The organism is Streptomyces sp. NPDC032091, from assembly GCF_055580265.1.
Map to the genome: position 1 here is coordinate 105,170 of NZ_JBVILR010000008.1, position 18,335 is coordinate 123,504.

Genomic DNA, 18,335 nt, shown 5'->3' on the forward strand with positions numbered 1-18,335 from the left:
TTTTTTTCCCCTTTCCCGGGGGGGTGAGTTTTTTTTTGGTGCATTGGGGTTTCTTCCCCCGGTGTTGTGGCCCCCCCCTTTGGGGGGGGGGTGCGCCCCACCGCCGTTGTACTTCCCGGGTGGAAGCGGATGCCGCGGGTATGCGAGGCGACAACCGGGACGGTCGTCGTGACGCAGCAGGGAACCTGCTCACCTCCACCGATCGACGGCCGCCCCGGCCCGGGGCTTGGGTACGGGTGCCGCAAGCAAGCCTGACCAGCGCATTCGGGCTACGGAGGGGGATCCAGGGCATCTGAGCGGACAGCCCGCGCCCCTCGCCTCGGCGCAGCCCCCGTTCCCGACGCCGGACAGAGGAGCCGCACCCGCTGCATGCCGGGCAGGGGGCGGCACCGCCGCCCGCACCACACGCTACGGAACCGGCGCGAGGCCTTGGTACACGCCGTAAGAGCAGCAGGCCGCCCTTGACCATGACCCCACCCTTACTACGCCTGCGTGCCGAGGTCGCCCTCGACGACGGTCTGGGTGATGCGGGGCCGGCCCCACAGCGCAAGGAGTTCGTTGGCGAGGCCTGCGACGGCCAGGGGATCCTCGTCGAAGGGCCCGTTGACAGCGGCCGCCAACAGGCCCTGCGGGACGGCGTCCGCATCCAGGACGGCACTCCACTCCCGGGAACCAAGCTCCAGGTATTCGAGCCCGCTGAGCGCCGCGATCTCGGCAGGGTCGGTGAGCGTCCCGGGCTCGGCAACAAGGGATCGGAGTCGGGGCAGCCCGATCAAGGGCGCGAGGCTGACCGGGCGGCCGCCGCGTGCGCCCAGTCTCAGGGCTTCCAGGCCGGGGTGCACGGAGCCCTCCAAGGTTTCCTGATCGCAGGCGAACGAGGTCACCGCCGGTGCGTGGGGCTCTGCGCCGCCGGGTTCCGTGGGGGGCCGGTCGAGCAACAGGTCGGTCAGGGAGTGGGCGAGGAGGCGGGCGCCGATGTCCTCCTCGTGGGATATGAGGATGACCTGCCCGATGTGCCCGCGGGGGCCCGGAGTCAGATCGATGGCCAGTCGGTCGCCGCCTCCGTTGTCGGCGAACGCGATCCAGCCCGGTGAGCCGGCCAGCCCCTGCACCGCGGCCGAAGGCGGTGTCTGGACCGCTTCCATCGCCGCGCGGTGCCAGGGGCACTCGCGGGTTGTCGCCTCGGCGACGTAAAGGCCTTCCAGGTCGAAGAGTTCGCAGCGCACCGCCTCGGAATGGCGGCTCGCCGCCTCGTAGTCGCCCCTCCAGTCCGCCCACTGGGCCCGCGTCACCCGGTACAGGGCCTTGAGCTCCTCGGGCAGAGGAATGCCCAGACGCGACTCGGCCGCCGCGATCTCGGCCTCGGTGGCGCCGACCGCGCCGGGCAGACGCCCGCGCACCGTCCGTTCGAGCAGCGCCGGGTCCGCCGAAGGCCCCGGCACCGCCCGCGGCGCTGGCTCCGGAAGGCGCCGCCAGGGCTCCGGGAGCGCTTCCTCGACCAGGACGAGCGCCCCAGGATTGAACCCGGCGCCCAGCTCCACCGCCCTGCCGGGTATCAGGAGGTGGAGCCGGGTACGTCCCGTCGCATCCGTCTCCATCACGAACGTCACGCCACTGATACCGTCCTTCACCAGGACGTCGACCACCCGCAGCACACCGTCGTTGTGCATCTGCTGCAGGGGCACACTCCAGCCGCTGCGCGTGATACGGCCCACCACCCGACCGCCCGGCGCGGCAAGCCGGTCCGCGTTCTCCGCCCACAGAAGCCGCAGCAGCGGCTCCCATGCGGCGAATGCGTGGATCGACGAGCGGTGAATGTCTTGATCGTTCATGACGCTGACCGTACCCGGGGCATCTGACACCTGGCCCTCCCGCCAGGTGGCTGGAACAGCTGCGAGCCGCTCGGCCGCGGGACGCAGCAGCTCCCGGTACAGCTCTTGCCGTGCCCGCGTCCGCTCTGCACGAGGGCGAGGACGCGGTCTCGGCGGCGGTTGCCGCTCGTGTCGGGGCCGATGAACACGCGCGCCAGCAGGGGCACCGTCGGCGCGCTCTCGTACAGCTGCTCGTCGCTGTCCGCGTCCTCGGCCGCAGGGGCCGGGTCGGGGAACCGGAAGAGACGCCGGAAAGGGGCTGTCGGCGTGCGCTGGCTGGCTGGTCGGCCTGCACTCCGACCCGGGACCCGGCCAAGGCACCTCCTGCGGCCCATGTGCCGCCGACGTCAGCCGACGCCTACGGTGGCCAGATCTGTGGTCCCGTCGGTGGCGATGGCACGCTGGGCCGGGGCGAGCTGGATGGCTCCGGCGCAGACCGTCTGGTAGCGCTTGAACTCGGCGGTGTCCTTGTCTACGACGGCGGAACCGCCCACCTGGTAGCGGGGGCTCAGGCCCCGGATTCCCGAACAGCAGGTCCGCCGCCTGTTCCCGACAACTGATCTGGAGCGTCGAGCCGGACGGACAGAGTCGGTAGTGAGCTGGGCGTGGGCACGCAGTGACGGGTGCTCACGCCCAGCAGAGCTTGCTCGTCAGCAGCCGCTGCCGTAGGTCACGAAGGCATACCACGGCGGCGGGGAGTCATTGTCCTGCACATACACCGAGACGCAGAGGTAGTCGTTGTTCCCGGCCGGGCCGTAGTAGTAGTAGCCGTAGCCGTTGTGGGGCGCCACGGCCGTCGTTCCGCTGCCCCAGGTGTATTCGGTGTCGTGGCCGGTCTCGGCACCGCTGCTCCGCCACCACTGGCGGATCCCGACGAAGCAGTGGTCGCCAGCCTGAGAGTAGATCTTTCCGGTGACGTGGTTGCTGGTCCAGTTGGTGTAGCCGTAGCAGGCTGGACCGCCATCCCCGAGTTGGACGGCCCAGTTACCACCGTTGGCCATGGCGGCGCTCGGCGCGATGGCGAGCACCGCACTGCTCAGACCGGCAACGATTCCGGTCTTGAGTGCCTTCGACAAAGCAGGCACGACTTCCCCCGTCCTGTTGGGTCGGTGGCCACCGCCACCTACTCGACCAGTGCTGTGCGACTGGCGATCCTCCCAGGAGGGACTGACGCGGATAAGGATTCTTCGGGCCATGCCGAGAGCGGCCCAGCTCGCACCTTCAGCCGCAGGAGTGAGCTGGGGGCACAGCCTGCTCCGGCCGCGAGTCGCCGCCTCATGGTGGCAGTTCCTGAGAACCAACCCCCACAGGACGGACTCAGGAGGTCAGCGTCCCGGTAGCAGGCGCCGGTCGTCACCGGGAGCAGCAGGGGGCCGCCGGTGGTGGCGTCGGGCCGGATGGCCTGTTCGAGAGCAGCCCGATGGCCAGCCGCGCACCGGCACGGCGGGAGACGACCCCCAGGCCCGCGCCCCCTGCGAGCCCCGGGCTACCTCGTCCAGCGTCACATCACTCCTCGTTGAGCCAGCCGCATACGTAGTACTGCTGGTCCGCGTCCCGCTCGATGATCCACTGGTTGAGGACGTCGCCGGCGAGTTGCCCGGTGTCGGGGTTCCGTCGGGTGATCTTCGCTTCCACGCTGAGCTGGTCCATGCCGGCGGGGATCTCGTAGGGCTGGAGTTCCCACCGGTCCACGAAGTAGCCGTTGAGGAGGAACCCGAGCAGCCCGGAACGCAGCCGGGGGCAGGTGCCCCGGCGCAGCGAGGTCATGTCGTGGTCGGCCAGACCGTTCATGTAGAGCGCGAAGACGCGCTCCACGGCTTGACGGTCGAGAGGAGCGTGCGAGGGCTTCGGCGTGGGCGTCGGCTTGGGCGTCAGGGTCCCCGGGGAACTGTTCACGGAGGGTGTGACAGGGGAGGTCGACGGGGGCGGGGAGTGCTGAGTGGGCGCCGCGGAGCCGGCCGCGCGGGTACGGCCGTCGTCGTCGGCGCCGGACCGGGACTCCGGTAACCACCAGGGCACCGCCATCAGCACGGCCACCACGGCCCCCGCCAGGAGGGCCAGCCGATATCCCAACGGCCGGGAACGACGGGCCCGGGCCGGCGGGCTGAGTAGTTCCGCTCCGGGGGCCGTACCCAGCCGCACCGTGGATGCGGAGGTCGGGGTGGGCTCCCGCCGGGAGGGTCGCGGCCCGCCCGCCGGTCCGGCGAGCAGGTCGTACGCCTCCTCGGCGGTGAGGCGTTGCGCCGGGTCCTTGCGCAAGAGTCCCGTCAGCACGGGGGCGAGGTCTCCGGCGCGGACGGCGGGGGCGGGTTCCTCGGTGGCGATGGCGACGAAGACGGCCCAGGAACCGGAGCCGCCGAACGGAGGGTGTCCCTCCACAGCGGTGAACAGCGTCGCGCCCAAGGACCACAGGTCGGATTCGGCGGTCGCGGGGAGGCCGCGCACCTGCTCGGGTGACATGTAGGACGGGGTGCCCATGAGGGCTCCCGACCGGGTAAGGCCGGGCTCCCCCTCCACGGCGGCGATCCCGAAGTCGGTCAGCACCACCCGGTCGCCTTCGAGCAGCACGTTGGCGGGTTTGATGTCCCGGTGGGTCACGCCGGTGGCGTGCACGGCGCGCAGCGCGTCCAGGATCTCGCGGCCGATCCTGGCCACCCGGGCCGGGGGAAGCGGACCGTCCTCCTCGATCAGGTCGTCAAGGGAGCGGCCGCGGACGAGTTCCATCACGATCCACGGGCGGCCCTCCTCGTCGGCTATCCGGTCGTGGACGGTGATCACCCCTGGGTGTTTCAGCCTGGCGGCCGCCCGCGCCTCACGGTCGAGGCGGCCGATCCATGCCTCGCGCCCGGAGGTGTCGAGGCCGTCGGGGAATCGGAGCTCCTTGAGGGCGACCTCTCGGCCGAGGTGTTCGTCGTGGGCTCGCCAGACGGTTCCCATGCCGCCCTGGCCGAGCAGTTCGGCCAGCCGGTACCGGCCGGCCAGCAGTCGTCCGCGATCGTGAGTCACGATCAGGAACCTAGCCCACACCCCTGCCCGTGGTGAACGCCCCCCGGCCGGACCGTGACCGACGCCCTGCCGCTCTCACCGTAGGTGGTCCAGGCACCCGTCCTGACCAGCCGAAACCGCCTGGACCGGCCGCTGCCGCCGGCGATCGCCAGCGGCAGCGGTGTCCGCGGCGACGTGCCGGGCCGGCTGCGTCTGCTCGTAGGCGTGGCCGACGCGCAGGAGCGTGGGCTCGCCGAGGGGACGGCCGAGCAGCTGCATGCCGATCGGCATGCCGGCCGAGTCGTGGCCGACCGGAACGGTCAGCGCGGGCACTCCGGTGATGTTGGCGGGGGCGCAGAGGCGCACGTAGGCGTCGGAGACGCCCTCGACGGTTCCGTCGGGCCAGGTGACCGTCGCCTCGTCGGCGCCGACCGCGGGCATCGGGACGCTCGGGGCGGCGATCACATCGACCTGATCCAGCAGCCGGGCCCACTCGGCGCGCATGAGCGTGCGGGCGCGTTGCGCACGCAGGTAGTCCCCGGCGCTCATCAACTCGCTTGCCTCCAGGAGGATGCGTACGTCCTCCTGGTACAGCTCGGGGACCGTGCGCAGGCTGCCCTCGTGGTACGCGCCGGCCTCCGGCACCATCAGGCCCCACTGGGTGGCCTGGATGTAGCGGGTCATCGGGATGTCGACCTCGATGAGCCGTGCGCCCAGGGATTCCAGCTGCCCGATGGCGTGCCGGACGGCGGCCTCCACCCGCGGGTGGACGTGGTCGAAGTAGTAGGTGCGCGGCAGGCCGATGCGCACCCCCGTCAGGTCCGTGCCGGCACCGGGCCGGTAGTCCGTGGCGGGCACGGACAGCGAGGTGGGGTCGCGCGGATCGTGTCCGGCCAGTGCGGTCAGGACCAGGGCGGCGTCCTCGACAGTGCGGGTGATCGGGCCGACGTGGTCCAGCGACCAGGACAGGGAGGTCACGCCGTGGCGGGGGACGAGACCGTAGGTCGGTTTGAGGCCGACGACGCCGTTGAGTGCGGCGGGCACCCGGATCGACCCTCCGGTGTCGGTGCCCAGGGCGAAGGTCGCGGTGCCCGATGCGACGGCGACCGCGGAGCCGCCGCTGGAACCACCGGCGATCCTGCCGCGGTCCCAGGCGTTGCGGGTCTGCGGGGTGGTCAGGCCGAAGGCGAACTCGTGGGTGTGGGTCTTGCCGAGCAGGACCGCGCCGGCCTCGCGCAGACGCGCGGCGACCGTGCTGTCCGCCGTCGCGCGGTGGTCGGCTCGCACCCGGGAGCTTGCGGTGGTGGCCATCGCGCGGACGTCGATCAGGTCCTTGAGTCCCATGGGGATGCCGTGCAGCGGTCCCCGGTATCGGCCGTGCGTCGCTTCGTGTTCGGCCTCGCTCGCCGCCCGGCGTGCCTGCTCCGCGGCGACCTTGACGTAGGCGCCGAGGTGCGGTTCCACTGTCTCGATGCGATCGAGGACGGAGTCGACCAGTTCGACGGGGGACAGTCGCCGGGCACGGATCGCGTCTGCGGCGGCGGCGAGGGACAGCTCATACGGCTGCATCGTGCGGCTCCTGTCCGGCGCGGTAGGCGGCGGCGGGCGGGACGTCCGCGAAGTCCAGCTCGCGCAGGACCGCGACGACGGCGTGGATGTGATTGGCGACCGCGGCGACCGCGGCGTGGCGTTCGGCGGGCAGTACGAGCCCGGCGCGGGCGGCCCAGCGGGCGGCCTCCGGGGGTGTGAGTTCGACGGTGGACATGGATGTTCTCCTTCTCGGTCGAGGTGGGAGCGGCGGAGTGTCCGAGGCCGTAAAGGCCAATAGTTTGCTTTAGGTAGCTGGCAGGCGCCACGGATACTCGGGCCGGCGCGGGGAGGCGAGGGCGGCACCGGCCGCGTGATCAGGTCGCGGTGGCCGGGATCTCGCGGCCGTGCTCGGCGAGCAGCCGGTAGCGGCCGTTTTCCCGGCGGACGGTGCCGGCGGTGGGCTGCGGGAAGTGGGTGCCCAGCAGCAGCGCGTCGGTGTCCGCCAGGGCGTCGAGCAGCCGGGCGCGGGTGCGGATCGCCTGGGCCGGGTCGGTGTCGACGCAGCTGTGCACGTGGGGGTGGGACAGCTGTACGGGGTGGTGGATGCTGTCGCCGGTGATCAGCGCCTGGCGGTCGCCGCCGCGCAGCTCCACGGCGACCTGCCCCGGGGTGTGGCCCGGGGCCGGGACCAGGAGGACACCGGGCGCCACCTCGTGCCCCTGCTCGGGCACGTCCACGAGGTCGTACTGCCCGGCGTCGCGCACGGGGTGGACGGAGTCACGGAACATCTGGCTGCGCGCCTCGTCCAGGTCGGTGGCGGCCCAGTGGTCCCATTCGGTACGGCTGGTGAGGTAGCGGGCGTTGGGGAAGGTGGGGACCCAGTCCCCGCCGGCGAGGCGGGTGTTCCAGCCGACGTGGTCGGTGTGCAGGTGCGTGGTGATCACCAGGTCCACGGACTCGGGCGGGAAGCCGGCCGCCGCCAGGCGCTCCGGGAAGTCGGTGTCGAGACCGTTCCAGGCCGGGCTGGCGCGGGTCTTGGCGTTGCCGATGCCGGTGTCCACGACGACCCGCAGCCCACCGGCCTCCACCGCGAAGCTGTGGCTCGCCAGCCGCGGGACGTCGGCGTCGGCGAAGTCGGGGCGCAGCCACGGCGCCTGGTCCAGCACCTCCTTGGTGGCGTCCGGCAGCAACCAGGGTCCGGTCTCCCGCGGCAGTTCGATCTCGTCGACGCGGCGTACGGCGATGTCGCCGAGGCTCCATCCGGTGGTGGTGAGGGGGGTGGCCTGACGGGGTGTGGCGGTGCTCATCGGTGGGTCCTTTCGGGTGGGGCGGGCGGGGTGGGAGGTCGGGCCGGGTCAGGCGGTCCGGGGCCGGCGCACGGCGCGGATGAGGCCGATCAGGGTCAGCGGGACGACCGTCACGGCGTAGAGCGAGACGGTGGTCTGCAGGCCGTACAGATTGGTCAGCAGGCCGGCGAGGGCGGCGGGGATGCTCATGGCCAGGTAGCTGAGGACGTAGTAGGCAGCGAGCGTGCCGGCGCGTTCGCCTGGGGCGGCCGGGGGCAGCAGCAGGCGCAGGGCACCCTGGGTGACGGCGCCGAAGCCCGCCCCGGCCAGGGCGGTGCCGACGAACAGCGCGAGCAGGCTGTGCAGTTGCGGGCCGCTGAGGGTCAGCAGGGATCCCGGGATCAGGAGCGCGGTGCCGGCGAGGGTCACGGTGCGGGCGGGCAGCGCCCGGGCGGCGTAGCCGGCCGGGAGGCGGGGGCGACGGTGATCGTGGGGCGCAGTGAGTGCCGGGCGCCGGGGTGGGGGCGGGCGGTCTCGGCCGGCAGCGCCCCGGCGAGGACCGGGCGCCGGCCCAGGTGGTCCGAGAGCGTGCCCGCGGTCAGCAGTGTCAGCAGCAGCGCGAGCGCGTAGGCGCTGAACACGACGGTGAGCGTCATGGCCGCGAAGGGCCAGGCGGCCTGGCAGAGCGCGTAGAGCGGGGTCGGTGCGCTGGAGGCGGCCAGCAGGGTGGTCAGGACCGAGGCGTGTAGCGGGAACGCGCCACGGCGGCTCAGCACGGGCAGGTGGCGGGGACGGGAGGGCCGGGCGGCGACGCTGGTCATGGAAGCACCTCCGAGCCTTAAGGCGAATGCTTTGCGTTAAGCACTCTAGGCTCGCGTCGCCCTGAAACGCAAATATTTAGCTTTTAGCGGGGTGGGAGGGGTGCTCTACGACCGAGCGCCATCCCCACCAGGTGATCGGTGTAGGCCTCCGAAAGGTCCGAGGGGCGGAACAGGATCCGATACATCAGGGGGGCGACGACGACGTCCAGCAGGGTCTCCACGTCGGGCACGGCCTCCCCGCGCCCGGCCGCGCGCACCCCGACGGCCTTCAACTGCTCGGCGGCGTAGTCGGAGCAGCGAGCCGCGTTGCCCTGCTCGGGGTCGCCCAGCAGGGCGTCACGGATGTACGTGCGGCCCGCCGTCGAGGACATCTCCTCGGCGAACTGCACCGCCCACGCCTCCAGGTCCGCCCGCAGGCTACCGTGGTCCGCCGGCGGGGCGTCGGGGCGCAGCCGCTCGACGGCCACGTCGGACAGCAGTTCCCGCAGGTCTCCCCAGCGCCGGTAGACGGTGGACGGCGTGACTCCCGCACGGGCGGCGATCAGCGGCACGGTGAGCGCGTCCCGCCCCAGTTCCGCCTCCAGATCTCGGACGGCCTGGTGCACGGACTGCTGGACGCGGGCGCTGCGCCCGCCGGGGCGTGTGGTCGCTCGGGAACTCATGCACACAGCTTAATGCGAAGGAGTTGCGTCGGGCTGGACGTCGACCTGCGCCGGACCACCACGAGAACTGGCCCCACCCGGCCGCCACGCGGTACCGGCATGCGGCCCAGGGAAAAGCCGCGGGCAGTCACTTCGCCGAGGGGCCGACTCCGCACTTCGGGGCAGAAAAATGATCATGGGGAGGGGAGGAACACACGGTCGAAATACCATCCCTGTAGAGAGGACGGAGGGCAGAGGGTGATGAGTGTGACTGAGAGTTGGTCGCGTGTGATGACTCTTCTTCGGGAGCACGCGCCGGCCGATCACGCAGATCTGCCAGGGCCAGCTACGGAGCAGATGCTCGCAGCAGCCGAGGAACGGATGGGGATCTCCCTGCATGGGGACCTGCGGACCTGGCTGTTGCAGAACAGTCTGGATCTGCCAGAGGGAGACGTCGACGACGAAGTGGCATGCTGCGGCTTCGACGGGTTCCCCGACGAGGGAAGCTTCTTTCTGGGCATCCGGGCGGTGGAGAGGCTCTACGCCAACCGCTCCACGTCCTGCGGATTCGACCCTCCGGACCAGCCGAACTCCCCGTTCTGGCGTAATGAGTGGATCCCGTTCCTGTCGGACCAGGACGGCTGGACGGGAAAGTTCGTCGATGTGCGGGACGGGCGCGTTGGCCGCTGGTTCGTGGGTGACCCCACGGTCACGGGCGAGTACGAATCGATGGCCGAGTATTTCGACTCCGTAGCGGAGACGCTGACGAGGATCGCCGATGGAAGCTCACCGGTTTGTCGGTTCACCGAAGGTCGACTTGTCTGGTCGTGAGACGGCTCCCAACTGGATGACGGCCATTGACGTTCCAAGGTGAGGATGGCTGCGGCGATGACGGTCATCCGGTGGGGGCTGCGGCGGGCCCGGCGGAGGATCTGCCAGGACTTGAGTCGCGCGACGCTTCGTTCGACCGGTGCTCGTGCCGCCGACAGGGCTCGGTTGATCGCCCGCTGGGTTGTGGTGAGGTCTTGGCCGGGAAGCCGTCTGATGGGCGTGGTCACCCGGGGGTCGGTCCCGATATAGGCGCACTCGGCGAGCGTCCCGTCGAGCAGGAGGTGATCAGGATCCGTCTCGCGCAGGACCCGCAGCAGACTGGGCGCCCGGCGGGACAGGTGATCGACGACGGCCGGGACGTGCTACGGGCTGTCCCGTAAATGATCTCCGAGCCGCCGGGGGGGGTGGGCCGCTGTGTGGGCCGCTGGCCTATCCGGCCAGGGCGAGGTTGTGCAGCCGGGCGATGCCGAGCAGGGCGTGGTGGACGCCGTCGCCTTTGAGCCGGCAGTCGCGGAGGATCTTCCAGGTCTTCATGCGGGCGAAGACGTGCTCAACACGGGCCCGCACCTGCTGGTGGGACCTGTTGTGGTCCGCTTTCCAGGCCGGGAGTTCGCTCTGGCCGCGCTCGCGGCGGTGCGGGATCACGAGTCCGGTGCCCGGGTAGCCGCCGTCGGCGATCGTGAGGGTCTTGCCGACGGCGGCCTTGGCCCCGGATTCCTCCCACGCCTTGCAGTCGTTGCGGTTTCCGGCGAGTGGTCGGCCGACTACGACGACCAGGCGGGTGTCCGCGTCGATGACGACCTGGTGGTTGGTGGAGTACCGGTAGTTCTTCGACCGCTCGGCGATGACGTGGTCGCGGGTGGGGACCAGAGTGCCGTCCACGATGAGCACGGTGTCCTTCGCGAACCGCTTGCGGGGCTGGAGGGCGAGCATCGGTCCGGGGTGGTCGATGATGCGGTCCGCTGCCGACTTGGAGATCCCGAACGGCCGGGCCAGCTGACGCATCGTCAAGTTGGTGCGCCAGTACGCCGTGACCAGCAGCGTTCTGTCTTCCAGCGGCAGGCTCCACGGTCTGCCCCGGCGGATGGCATCGACCCCCGCGCGACGCAGCGCCGTCACCAGTTTCGTGAACTGGCGCGGGCTCAGCCCGGTGAACGGGTCTATCCAGGACGGATCCGACGCCGTGATCACACCAGTCACAGCCAGATCATTCCACTGTGGCCGCCCCCTCCGACCGGTAAGGGTGGGGCCCAGATGCGAAGGCGAGGATGTCGCGGACTGCCTCGCGCAGGCTGCCGAAGTGGCGATGCACGCCGTCCGCTGCCGTGGGGGCGTTGACGCCCCACACTGCCATCCCGGCACGCAGCCCGGACTGCACCCCGGAGGGGGCGTCCTCGATGACCAGGCAATTCTCCGGTTGGGTACCAAGTTGAGCGGCTGCCTGCAGATACGGCACCGGCGACGGCTTGCCTTCCGCCACAGCGGCCGCATCCACGACAACCTTCGGGACCGGCAGGCCCGTCCGCGCGAAACGTCCACGTACCCGGTGCTCGTAATTCGAGGTCACCAGTGCCCAGGTCCCGGGCTCCAGCGCGCTCAGCAGCTCCGACGCGCCATCGAAGGCCGTATAGGTGCCGGACCGGACGTCCTCGTCTTCCAACTCGTGCAGTGCGGCTAGGCACTCCCGGGGATTCTGGTCCGGGGCAACCTGCGCGAACGTCTCCATGGGCCTCGTCCGCAGCGCCACTCGGTAGACCTCAACAGGGTCCAGCCCGTACCGCTCTGCCCACGTGCGCCAGACCAGGCGCTGATTGTCCACGGCATCGATCAACGTGCCATCGACATCAAACAGGACATATCTCATCACATCGGGGCGAGCGGGTTCGCTGATCACGCCTCGATCATGCCATCAGGCCCTGAGCAGGCAGTTTGCGGGACAAGCTTTAGGCCTTGCCGCCCAGTTCCGCGATGAGCCGCCGGTAGGTTTCGAAGGCCTGTTTGGGGGTGTAGTCGTCGTGCAGCAGGCCGAAGTGGGAGAAGATTCCCTCGGCCCGACTGTCGGCGTCCCGCAGGGCGAAGAGTGAGTAGCCGTCGATGTTGAGCTCGGCGGCGAGGGCGGCCGTCGTCCGGATGACGGTGTCCAGGGCGGCGGCCTGGTGCTGCTCGGTGCGGCCGGGGCCGGTGGGCCAGCCGTTCTCGCAGATGCGGACCGGGATGGTGTCGGGGATGCCGGCCTTCGGCAGGCAGGTACGGCGGTACGAGGTGAGGACTGCGGTGACCGCGTCCGCGAGCCGGCCGGGGGCGACGGGGCGGAACACGTCGGGGAAGAAGTCCAGTCCGACGTAGTCCAGGCTCTGCCGGAAGGCCGGGTCGGCCAGGGTTCCCAGGTCGGACCAGAAGGTGTCGGCTGGGTCGAAGGACGGGACGGCGTTGAAGCCGACGGCCACGCGGCGACCGAGGTCGCGGGCCTCCTCCTTGGCGGCGACCACGCCCTGGACCAGTGCGTTCAGGACATTGGGCGTGCTGCCGTCGACGGGCGGGAGGTTGAGGTTGGGCTCCTCGCAGATCTGGACGGAGGCCAGGCCGGGCCCCCCGTCCCGGACGGCTCCGCGGACGAAGTCCGTCCAGCCGTCGAGCCGGCCGGAGGGTTCGCGGAACTGCAGTACGAGGTCCAGTGTGCGGCCGCGCCGGAGACAGGCCTGCGGATCGGCGGGCGTAGGGCCGTACGGGGTCACGGTCGCGGCGAACGAGCGGTAGGCGCGCACCAAGAGCGTGTCCGCGTCGCCCTGCAGTGCGTCCAGGGCGGCGGTGATGCGCTCGGGGTCGTCGGGGGAGACGGGATGGACGATGCCCTGCTCGTCTCCCAGGAGTCCGCCGGGATAGATGCCGAAGGTCATGGGCATGGTCGCCTCCAGGTCAAGAATTTTGGTGTCACTCTAAATTTGTGGTGACACTACCATGTGGGGTGTGGGACTCAGAGAGATCAAGAAGCAGCAGACCCGTACGGCGATCGCCGACGCCGCCCTGCCCCTGTTCCTGAAGTACGGCTTCGACCGGGTGACGGTCGCCGAGGTGGCACGGCACGCGGGCGTGTCCACCAATACCGTGTTCAACTACTTCCCGACCAAGGAAGATCTGTTCTTCGACCGGGGGGCGCAGGCCGAGGAACACCTGGCCGCCGTGGTGCGCGACCGGGCGCCCGGCACTTGCCCGGTCGAGGCCGTGCGCGAGGACCTCCTGTCCGGCCTCCGCGAGAACCATCCGATGCTCGGGCTGCAGCCCGGCGCGACCGCGTTCTGGCAGGTGGTCCTGGACAGCCCGGCCCTGCTCGCCCGCGAGCGCGAGATCGGCGAACGTGCCGAGACCGCCTTGGCGGCCGCCCTCACCGAGCATCCGCCGCCCGCCGCGGACGCCCCCGCCGCTCCCCCGCCGCCCGCGCTCCTCGCGGGGGCCGTCGCCGGCACGCATCGGGCGGCCCTGCGCGAGCTCCGGAGGCGCATCATGGCCGGCGACGCGCCCGAGGCGGCCCGTGACGCCGTGGCGTCGGCCGTGGTCCAGGGGTTCGGCCTGCTCTGCCGCGGACTCCACCCCGCTGCCGGGCCGGCGTCGGCAGGCTAGACGTCGTCACCAGACCCCTACGTTGCCGCCGTCCGGCCCCAGCCGTCCGAGTCATAGAGCAGGACCGGGTTGTCGGTGGCGGTCAGGTGGAGGAACCACTGCATCGAGCAGCCACCGTAGGCGAGGCGCAGCCAGGAGGTCGGGACACTGGGCAAGCGCCCTCGGCCCGTGGTGGAGCAGGGCCAGTCAAAAGGGTCCCCGGGCGGGCGGTTGCCTTCGGCCAGGGACGCCAGGCCGCTGTCGGGGCCGAAGCCTCCGTCGCCGACCTCGGTGTGGACACGCCGAAGCAGCTCGGGCAGCGGGCGCCCGATGCGACGTTCGGCGTCATCGACGGCCGCGTGCGAACCGGCGGGAACAGGGGGGCCGCGGGGAGCGGAGGCGTAGAAGGCGGTCACCTCTTCGGCGTCAGACCTCAGCTGGACCGTTCCGTCATCGCAGTACGACACGACCCTCTTCCGGTCCGGCTCCCTGCCGTAGTGCTCGGCTATCCATGCCATGGGTACGTCTGCCGTATCCAGGCGCCGGCCGGGGTCCCACGCGCGCGCCCGCAGCTTCTCGATCAGCGCATGGTCGTCTTTCCCCTCCCAACGGGTACCCGGTGGGCCCGTGTGCGTCGAAGTCCAGACGCGTCACCTACGGCCCCGCGCCGGAGCGGTGATGCGGTGACATTGGGCCGTTGTGTACGGTTCTCCGATCCGCCGACGGCATGTTCATCAGCAAGCACGTGGGGCTGCTCAGTTTTGGCGCCTGACCGGTTCTCCGAGCAGCTCGGTCAGCTGCCCTTCGACGGCGGTGAGCAGTGCCGATCCCCAGACGGTGAGGGTCTGCTCCCAGGGGTGGCCGAAGGTGCCCAGGCGTAGGTCATGGGTGAGGTGGAGGTAGTAGTCGCCGTTGGGGTAGGTGCCCAGGCCGGGGTGGGGCGGCCGGCCCGGCGTGGCGGTGCGGCGGGGGTCGTAGCGGTAGCCGTCGTGCTGCCAGTCCAGCCAGTACACGAACTCCCCCGGCTCGGTCGCGGCGAGGAGCCCGCGCTGGACGATCGCGTCGAGTTCGGCCGGGAGGTATGGGGCGGGTCGGTGGTGGGAGTGCAGGTGCCAGACGGCCGAGGGGGAGGGCTCGGTGATCGCGGGGCGGTAGGTGGTGCTGGGCCTGAAGCCGAAGTCGGCTTAGAAGCGGTCCCAGAGCGGTCCGTCGTCATGGAGCCAGTCGAGGAACTGCGCGGGGCGGGAGGGTTCCGGGGCACCTGGCGGGTGCCAGTGATAGGAGCGAACGGTGGTGGCCTCGGTGAATCCGGCCTCCAAAAGCCGCGCGCGCAGTGGGCCGTCAGCCTCGGCGAGGAGGGGGCGGCCTAGCCAGCTGTCGTGACGCCACCCGTCGGTGCAGGCCCTGACGAAGCCCTCGTCGCCATTGGTCAGACCGCCGATGATCGTGAAGGGCTGATCATCGCCGTGGGCCCAGGCGGCAGCGGTCACCAGACCATCCTCCAGGAGGACCTGGATCAGGACATCACCCTCTTCCGAGGAGCCATCCGCGATCATTTCGGCGTAGGGCACCGCGTGCGGGCCCGGCGATCCGACGGCGATTTCCCAGGTCCGCTCGGCCTGGTCCCGCACCCGGTACAGGTCGTACACCCCGTCGCTTGGATCCCGCCCCGCGTCATGTTGAGGCTTCCCGCCCGCAAGCGTGTCGGCGATCAGCACGGAACGCTCCCCACCAGGGGTGAAGCCCGCCGCCACCAGAGCCGGGCCCAAGCCCGGTGAATCGTGCCCGTACACCCCCCACTCCACCGGCTCGCCGCGCTCGGCGAAAGCCACCTGCTGCCGGCGTACCACCCCGGTCAGGTCGGTGCCGGGTGCGATCGGGGCGTGCTCGGCGGTGCCGTGTGTCCCGTAGTGCCGACGCACGACCGGCCCGTCGGCCTCGATCACCACCCCCACCGGATGCCACGCGGGAACGCGCCCCCGTAGCCCGTTCCACTGCTCCCACCGCTTACCCACGTCCATGATCCGGAGCCTAGGCGGGCCGATGGATGCACTGGCAGGAGGGGCCGGAAACGGCGTCCAGCCGCATGGTCGAGATGCCGCTGCCGACAAGTCAGGGTGTGGGCGAGGCCTCGGTGAGGGCCATCCAGTCTCGTACCGTCTGCTGGTGCGAACCGCTCGCCGTGCTCGCAGCCACTGCTTCGGCGTCCTCGACGGAGCACGGCGTCCCTGCTCGGGCGAGAAGGAGAAGCGGCCAGGCGGGCCCCGCACCGGCTGGCTCTCCATCGAAGGCGGTCCAGTCCCAGGGGCCATCGAACCGCCACGCCCGACCCCCGGCGTCGGCGACTTCGTCTCCCACCTGGAGACACGCGTAGGGGCGCATCAGCAGTTCGAAGGAGAAGGGGATCCCGTCGCCGGGGTGGATGGTGTACCCCGAGCCATCGAGATGGCTCCCGTCCGGGAACTCGCGATAGGACAGACCTCGGCGCAGCACGGTCACGGTCCGTGTGGGATGTGGCAGCCAGGCCGTCTCCAGCGGGGGATCGTGGTCGTGTACGGCCGTCACGTGCACGAGGGTGGGCGGTACGCCGACCCGGCAGACATCTCCCGCCTTCAGATGTTCGGGCGGAGGGTCCGTTCGAAACAGCTCGGTCTCCACGTCTGGCGAGACGATCCCGCCCCTGTTCACGCCGAGGGAGACGACCCCGTTCCAGTGCGCGATTTCGGAGTCGGCGTCGATTTCCCACCACGGCCAGCGCACCGACACCTCGTCCCACGTGAGACCCTGCTCGACGCTGGTAACCGTGAAGGGGCATGCGACCGACAGCACGTCACCGACCCGGAAGTCCCCTTCATCCATCATTCGGCCAGGGTAGACGGGTCCGCAAAGGGCGTGGCAGGAGACCTGTGCCGACCTCGCCCAGGCCCCCGCCGGATCCGGCGCGACCGCGCTGCGGCGCCGCTTGATCGCCCTGGCGGGACGCCTCTGCACCCACCCCTACTGCGCGCGCCCGCCGGGCGGGCGGGCCAGCGGCGCCGACCTGCGCCGCGCCGCACGCACCCTCAGCGGCCCGGGCCCCGGACGGAGGACCGCAGCATGAGCCGTCCCATCGACACCGCACCACCACGGCCCACGCCGGTCTCGACCGGGCCATGCGTCCGCTGCCACCGCCCCACCACGCGCTACGGAGCCGGCGCCAGCCCCCTGTGGGCGGCTTGCCAGGAGGCCCGGGCAGAGTGGCTCGCCCGCCCCTGACCGTGCCCGACCCACCACCACCCGCCGCGATCACTCTCCTGCTTGCCCGACGGGCAGGAGATCGGGCGCGTACGGCTCTACGAGGGGCTCCGGATGGACACGGGGGTGTGGATGTACCGCATCGGCGTGCCCTCTGTGGCAGACGCCCGAGGGCGGCGGCGTCGAACCCGCCGAGTACAGCACGTGGGTCACCTCCGCGCAGCTGCGCCCCATCCTCGGGCGTCGCCCTGGACCAGGTGCCCACCCACCGCAATCCCACCGGCACGGCGGCCGCCCCGGAAACACCGTGGGTGAGCTCAACTCAGCCCCGGAGTCCGCCCATCTCGTGCAGTTGCGCGAACTCGTCAGCGAGCATGCCCATCACGACGAGGTCGTGGTGCCGGCCGGAGAGGAACACCTGATCGCGGAGACGACCCTCCTCTACGAAACCGAGCCGCCGATGAAGTGCCAGCGATGCCTCGTTGTGGGCGAAAATCCGCGCCCCGCACTTGTGATAGCGCCGCTCAGCGAACATAAAACGCAACAACATCACCACGGCTTCTGCTGCGTAGCCCTTGCGCCGATGCTCAGCACCCATCGTGACGCCGTACTCGAACCAGCCCGCACGTGGATCAGCGTGGTGCGAGCCGACAGCACCGACTATCTCCCCCGTGCCGACGGCTTCGATTGCCAACCCGAAGCAGTCGCCATCGGACTTGGCAGCGGCCTGCTCCTTCGTCCAGGCACGGAAGCCCTCGGCGGAACGGGGTGGGTGCAGCACATCTCCCAACCGCTCCTCGTCGACGGCGAAGCGCATGAACGCCGTCCAGTCGTCGGGCTCGATACCCCGCAGCCGTACCCGCTTACCAGTCCAAAACGATGCCATCCCCTATTCGATCACGCCGCAGCGCGCGATGCACAGGCCCTCCGAAGCCGATCTGAACCGCCCCTGCCACACCGGCGGAGTCAGATCATCGTCCGGGGCCACCGTGCCGGTAGCGCAGGTCCACGATGTCGACCAGGCACCCGCCCGCGACGACCTGGTCGGTAGCGAGCAACCGCCTGGAGCAGCGGACCGAGGAAGCGGGGCGGCCCACATCGTCGACCGCTTACGCGCGTTCCGCCCCGCCGCGCGCGAGCTGCGCGCAGCGCAGGAGAGCACCGTTCAGCGGCCTGTACGACGACAACTGGCAGGCCACCGACTCGACCGACTGCGCCCCACTGGTCTGGGCGCCCTGCGGCGTGCAACGCGCACCGAACTCCGCGTACGCAAGGGCACCTCGCCCCCTGCGTCCTGCACCGCGACCTGACACCCACCGGGCGGGGGCGCGCCGGTCCCCCGCCCGACCCGTACGCGGCCGGACGCAGTGCCGATCACCCCGCAGGCACGGCAGGCGCGAGGGCCGACGGCCGTCGGCGCGCCCGACGAGGGAACCAAGGGAATCAACTCCTCAGCAGGCGGTGCCCTCGCAGTGAGGGGCCACAACCGCCCCTCCGCTCGGCATAGGCTCATGCTTGCGATCGCCCAACGGCGTCGCG

General features: G+C 70.9%; 19 protein-coding genes and 3 pseudogenes. 3 read left to right on the plus strand and 19 right to left on the minus strand.

Features of this window, described 5'->3' with window-relative positions; translation table 11 throughout:
- Positions 1-482: 482 nt before the first annotated feature.
- The 10 genes from ACZ5NJ_RS15440 to ACZ5NJ_RS15485 form a co-directional block, all read right to left on the minus strand.
- On the minus strand, positions 483-1,832 hold the full coding sequence (locus ACZ5NJ_RS15440; protein ID WP_468765357.1) for an SMI1/KNR4 family protein: 1,350 nt from the start codon (positions 1,830-1,832) through the stop codon (positions 483-485).
- A gap of 386 nt (positions 1,833-2,218) precedes the next feature.
- Complete coding sequence (locus tag ACZ5NJ_RS15445; RefSeq protein ID WP_468765358.1) at positions 2,219-2,365, minus strand: hypothetical protein; 147 nt, start codon at positions 2,363-2,365, stop codon at positions 2,219-2,221.
- Positions 2,366-2,521: 156 nt separating this feature from the next.
- On the minus strand, positions 2,522-2,947 hold the full coding sequence (locus ACZ5NJ_RS15450) for a hypothetical protein (RefSeq protein WP_468765359.1): 426 nt from the start codon (positions 2,945-2,947) through the stop codon (positions 2,522-2,524).
- A 430-nt stretch (positions 2,948-3,377) separates the two neighbouring features.
- Entirely contained in the window at positions 3,378-4,877 is a 1,500-nt protein-coding gene (locus ACZ5NJ_RS15455) for a serine/threonine-protein kinase (protein WP_468765361.1), read from the minus strand.
- 75 nt (positions 4,878-4,952) lie between these two features.
- Positions 4,953-6,425: an amidase gene (locus tag ACZ5NJ_RS15460; protein ID WP_468765362.1), complete on the minus strand. Its 1,473-nt coding sequence runs from the start codon at positions 6,423-6,425 to the stop codon at positions 4,953-4,955.
- On the minus strand, positions 6,412-6,621 hold the full coding sequence (locus tag ACZ5NJ_RS15465; RefSeq protein ID WP_468765363.1) for a hypothetical protein: 210 nt from the start codon (positions 6,619-6,621) through the stop codon (positions 6,412-6,414). Before ACZ5NJ_RS15465 ends, ACZ5NJ_RS15460 begins: the two co-directional genes overlap by 14 nt.
- A 139-nt stretch (positions 6,622-6,760) precedes the next feature.
- Positions 6,761-7,693, minus strand: coding sequence for an MBL fold metallo-hydrolase (locus ACZ5NJ_RS15470; protein ID WP_468765364.1), 933 nt, complete (start codon positions 7,691-7,693; stop codon positions 6,761-6,763).
- A gap of 48 nt (positions 7,694-7,741) precedes the next feature.
- Entirely contained in the window at positions 7,742-8,101 is a 360-nt protein-coding gene (locus ACZ5NJ_RS15475; protein ID WP_468765365.1) for a hypothetical protein, read from the minus strand.
- Positions 8,098-8,493 carry a hypothetical protein gene (locus tag ACZ5NJ_RS15480; RefSeq protein ID WP_468765366.1) on the minus strand — a complete coding sequence of 132 codons (396 nt, stop codon included), beginning with the start codon at positions 8,491-8,493 and terminating at the stop codon, positions 8,098-8,100. Before ACZ5NJ_RS15480 ends, ACZ5NJ_RS15475 begins: the two co-directional genes overlap by 4 nt.
- Before the next feature lie 83 nt (positions 8,494-8,576).
- Positions 8,577-9,155, minus strand: coding sequence for a TetR/AcrR family transcriptional regulator (locus ACZ5NJ_RS15485; RefSeq protein WP_468765367.1), 579 nt, complete (start codon positions 9,153-9,155; stop codon positions 8,577-8,579).
- A gap of 270 nt (positions 9,156-9,425) precedes the next feature.
- Here ACZ5NJ_RS15485 and ACZ5NJ_RS15490 point away from each other — a divergent pair, with 270 nt between their 5' ends.
- The gene (locus ACZ5NJ_RS15490; protein WP_468765556.1) at positions 9,426-9,965 is read left to right on the plus strand and encodes an SMI1/KNR4 family protein; all 540 of its coding nucleotides are present in this window, start codon (positions 9,426-9,428) and stop codon (positions 9,963-9,965) included.
- 26 nt (positions 9,966-9,991) lie between these two features.
- Here ACZ5NJ_RS15490 and ACZ5NJ_RS15495 read toward each other — a convergent pair.
- From ACZ5NJ_RS15495 to ACZ5NJ_RS15510, 4 genes and pseudogenes are all read right to left on the minus strand, one after another.
- A pseudogene (locus ACZ5NJ_RS15495) lies at positions 9,992-10,327 on the minus strand (transposase family protein); the annotation flags it as partial.
- 67 nt (positions 10,328-10,394) lie between these two features.
- On the minus strand, positions 10,395-11,165 hold the full coding sequence (locus ACZ5NJ_RS15500) for a transposase (RefSeq protein ID WP_468765368.1): 771 nt from the start codon (positions 11,163-11,165) through the stop codon (positions 10,395-10,397).
- A 7-nt stretch (positions 11,166-11,172) separates the two neighbouring features.
- Positions 11,173-11,859: an HAD-IA family hydrolase gene (locus ACZ5NJ_RS15505; RefSeq protein ID WP_468765369.1), complete on the minus strand. Its 687-nt coding sequence runs from the start codon at positions 11,857-11,859 to the stop codon at positions 11,173-11,175.
- Between the two features lie 49 nt (positions 11,860-11,908).
- Positions 11,909-12,868 carry a hypothetical protein gene (locus tag ACZ5NJ_RS15510; protein WP_468765370.1) on the minus strand — a complete coding sequence of 320 codons (960 nt, stop codon included), beginning with the start codon at positions 12,866-12,868 and terminating at the stop codon, positions 11,909-11,911.
- Between the two features lie 64 nt (positions 12,869-12,932).
- Between ACZ5NJ_RS15510 and ACZ5NJ_RS15515 the strand changes: the two genes are divergently transcribed.
- Positions 12,933-13,583 carry a TetR/AcrR family transcriptional regulator gene (locus ACZ5NJ_RS15515; protein WP_468765371.1) on the plus strand — a complete coding sequence of 217 codons (651 nt, stop codon included), beginning with the start codon at positions 12,933-12,935 and terminating at the stop codon, positions 13,581-13,583.
- 17 nt (positions 13,584-13,600) lie between these two features.
- On the opposite strand, the gene ACZ5NJ_RS15520 is transcribed toward ACZ5NJ_RS15515, so the two are convergent.
- The 5 genes and pseudogenes from ACZ5NJ_RS15520 to ACZ5NJ_RS15540 all read right to left on the minus strand — a co-directional run bounded on the left by ACZ5NJ_RS15520 (position 13,601) and on the right by ACZ5NJ_RS15540 (position 17,682).
- Positions 13,601-14,080, minus strand: a complete 480-nt coding sequence (locus ACZ5NJ_RS15520; protein ID WP_468765372.1) for a hypothetical protein — start codon at positions 14,078-14,080, stop codon at positions 13,601-13,603.
- Between the two features lie 237 nt (positions 14,081-14,317).
- A pseudogene (locus ACZ5NJ_RS15525) lies at positions 14,318-14,731 on the minus strand (DUF2716 domain-containing protein); the annotation flags it as partial.
- Positions 14,732-14,746: 15 nt separating this feature from the next.
- Entirely contained in the window at positions 14,747-15,583 is an 837-nt protein-coding gene (locus ACZ5NJ_RS15530) for a hypothetical protein (protein WP_468765373.1), read from the minus strand.
- A gap of 91 nt (positions 15,584-15,674) precedes the next feature.
- On the minus strand, positions 15,675-16,424 hold the full coding sequence (locus ACZ5NJ_RS15535) for a hypothetical protein (protein WP_468765374.1): 750 nt from the start codon (positions 16,422-16,424) through the stop codon (positions 15,675-15,677).
- A 694-nt stretch (positions 16,425-17,118) separates the two neighbouring features.
- A complete protein-coding gene (locus ACZ5NJ_RS15540) occupies positions 17,119-17,682 on the minus strand; it encodes a GNAT family N-acetyltransferase (protein ID WP_468765375.1) in 564 nt (187 codons plus the stop codon).
- Between the two features lie 275 nt (positions 17,683-17,957).
- Between ACZ5NJ_RS15540 and ACZ5NJ_RS15545 the strand changes: the two are divergent.
- Positions 17,958-18,085: pseudogene (locus tag ACZ5NJ_RS15545) on the plus strand (DUF4360 domain-containing protein); the annotation flags it as partial.
- Positions 18,086-18,335: the final 250 nt, after the last annotated feature.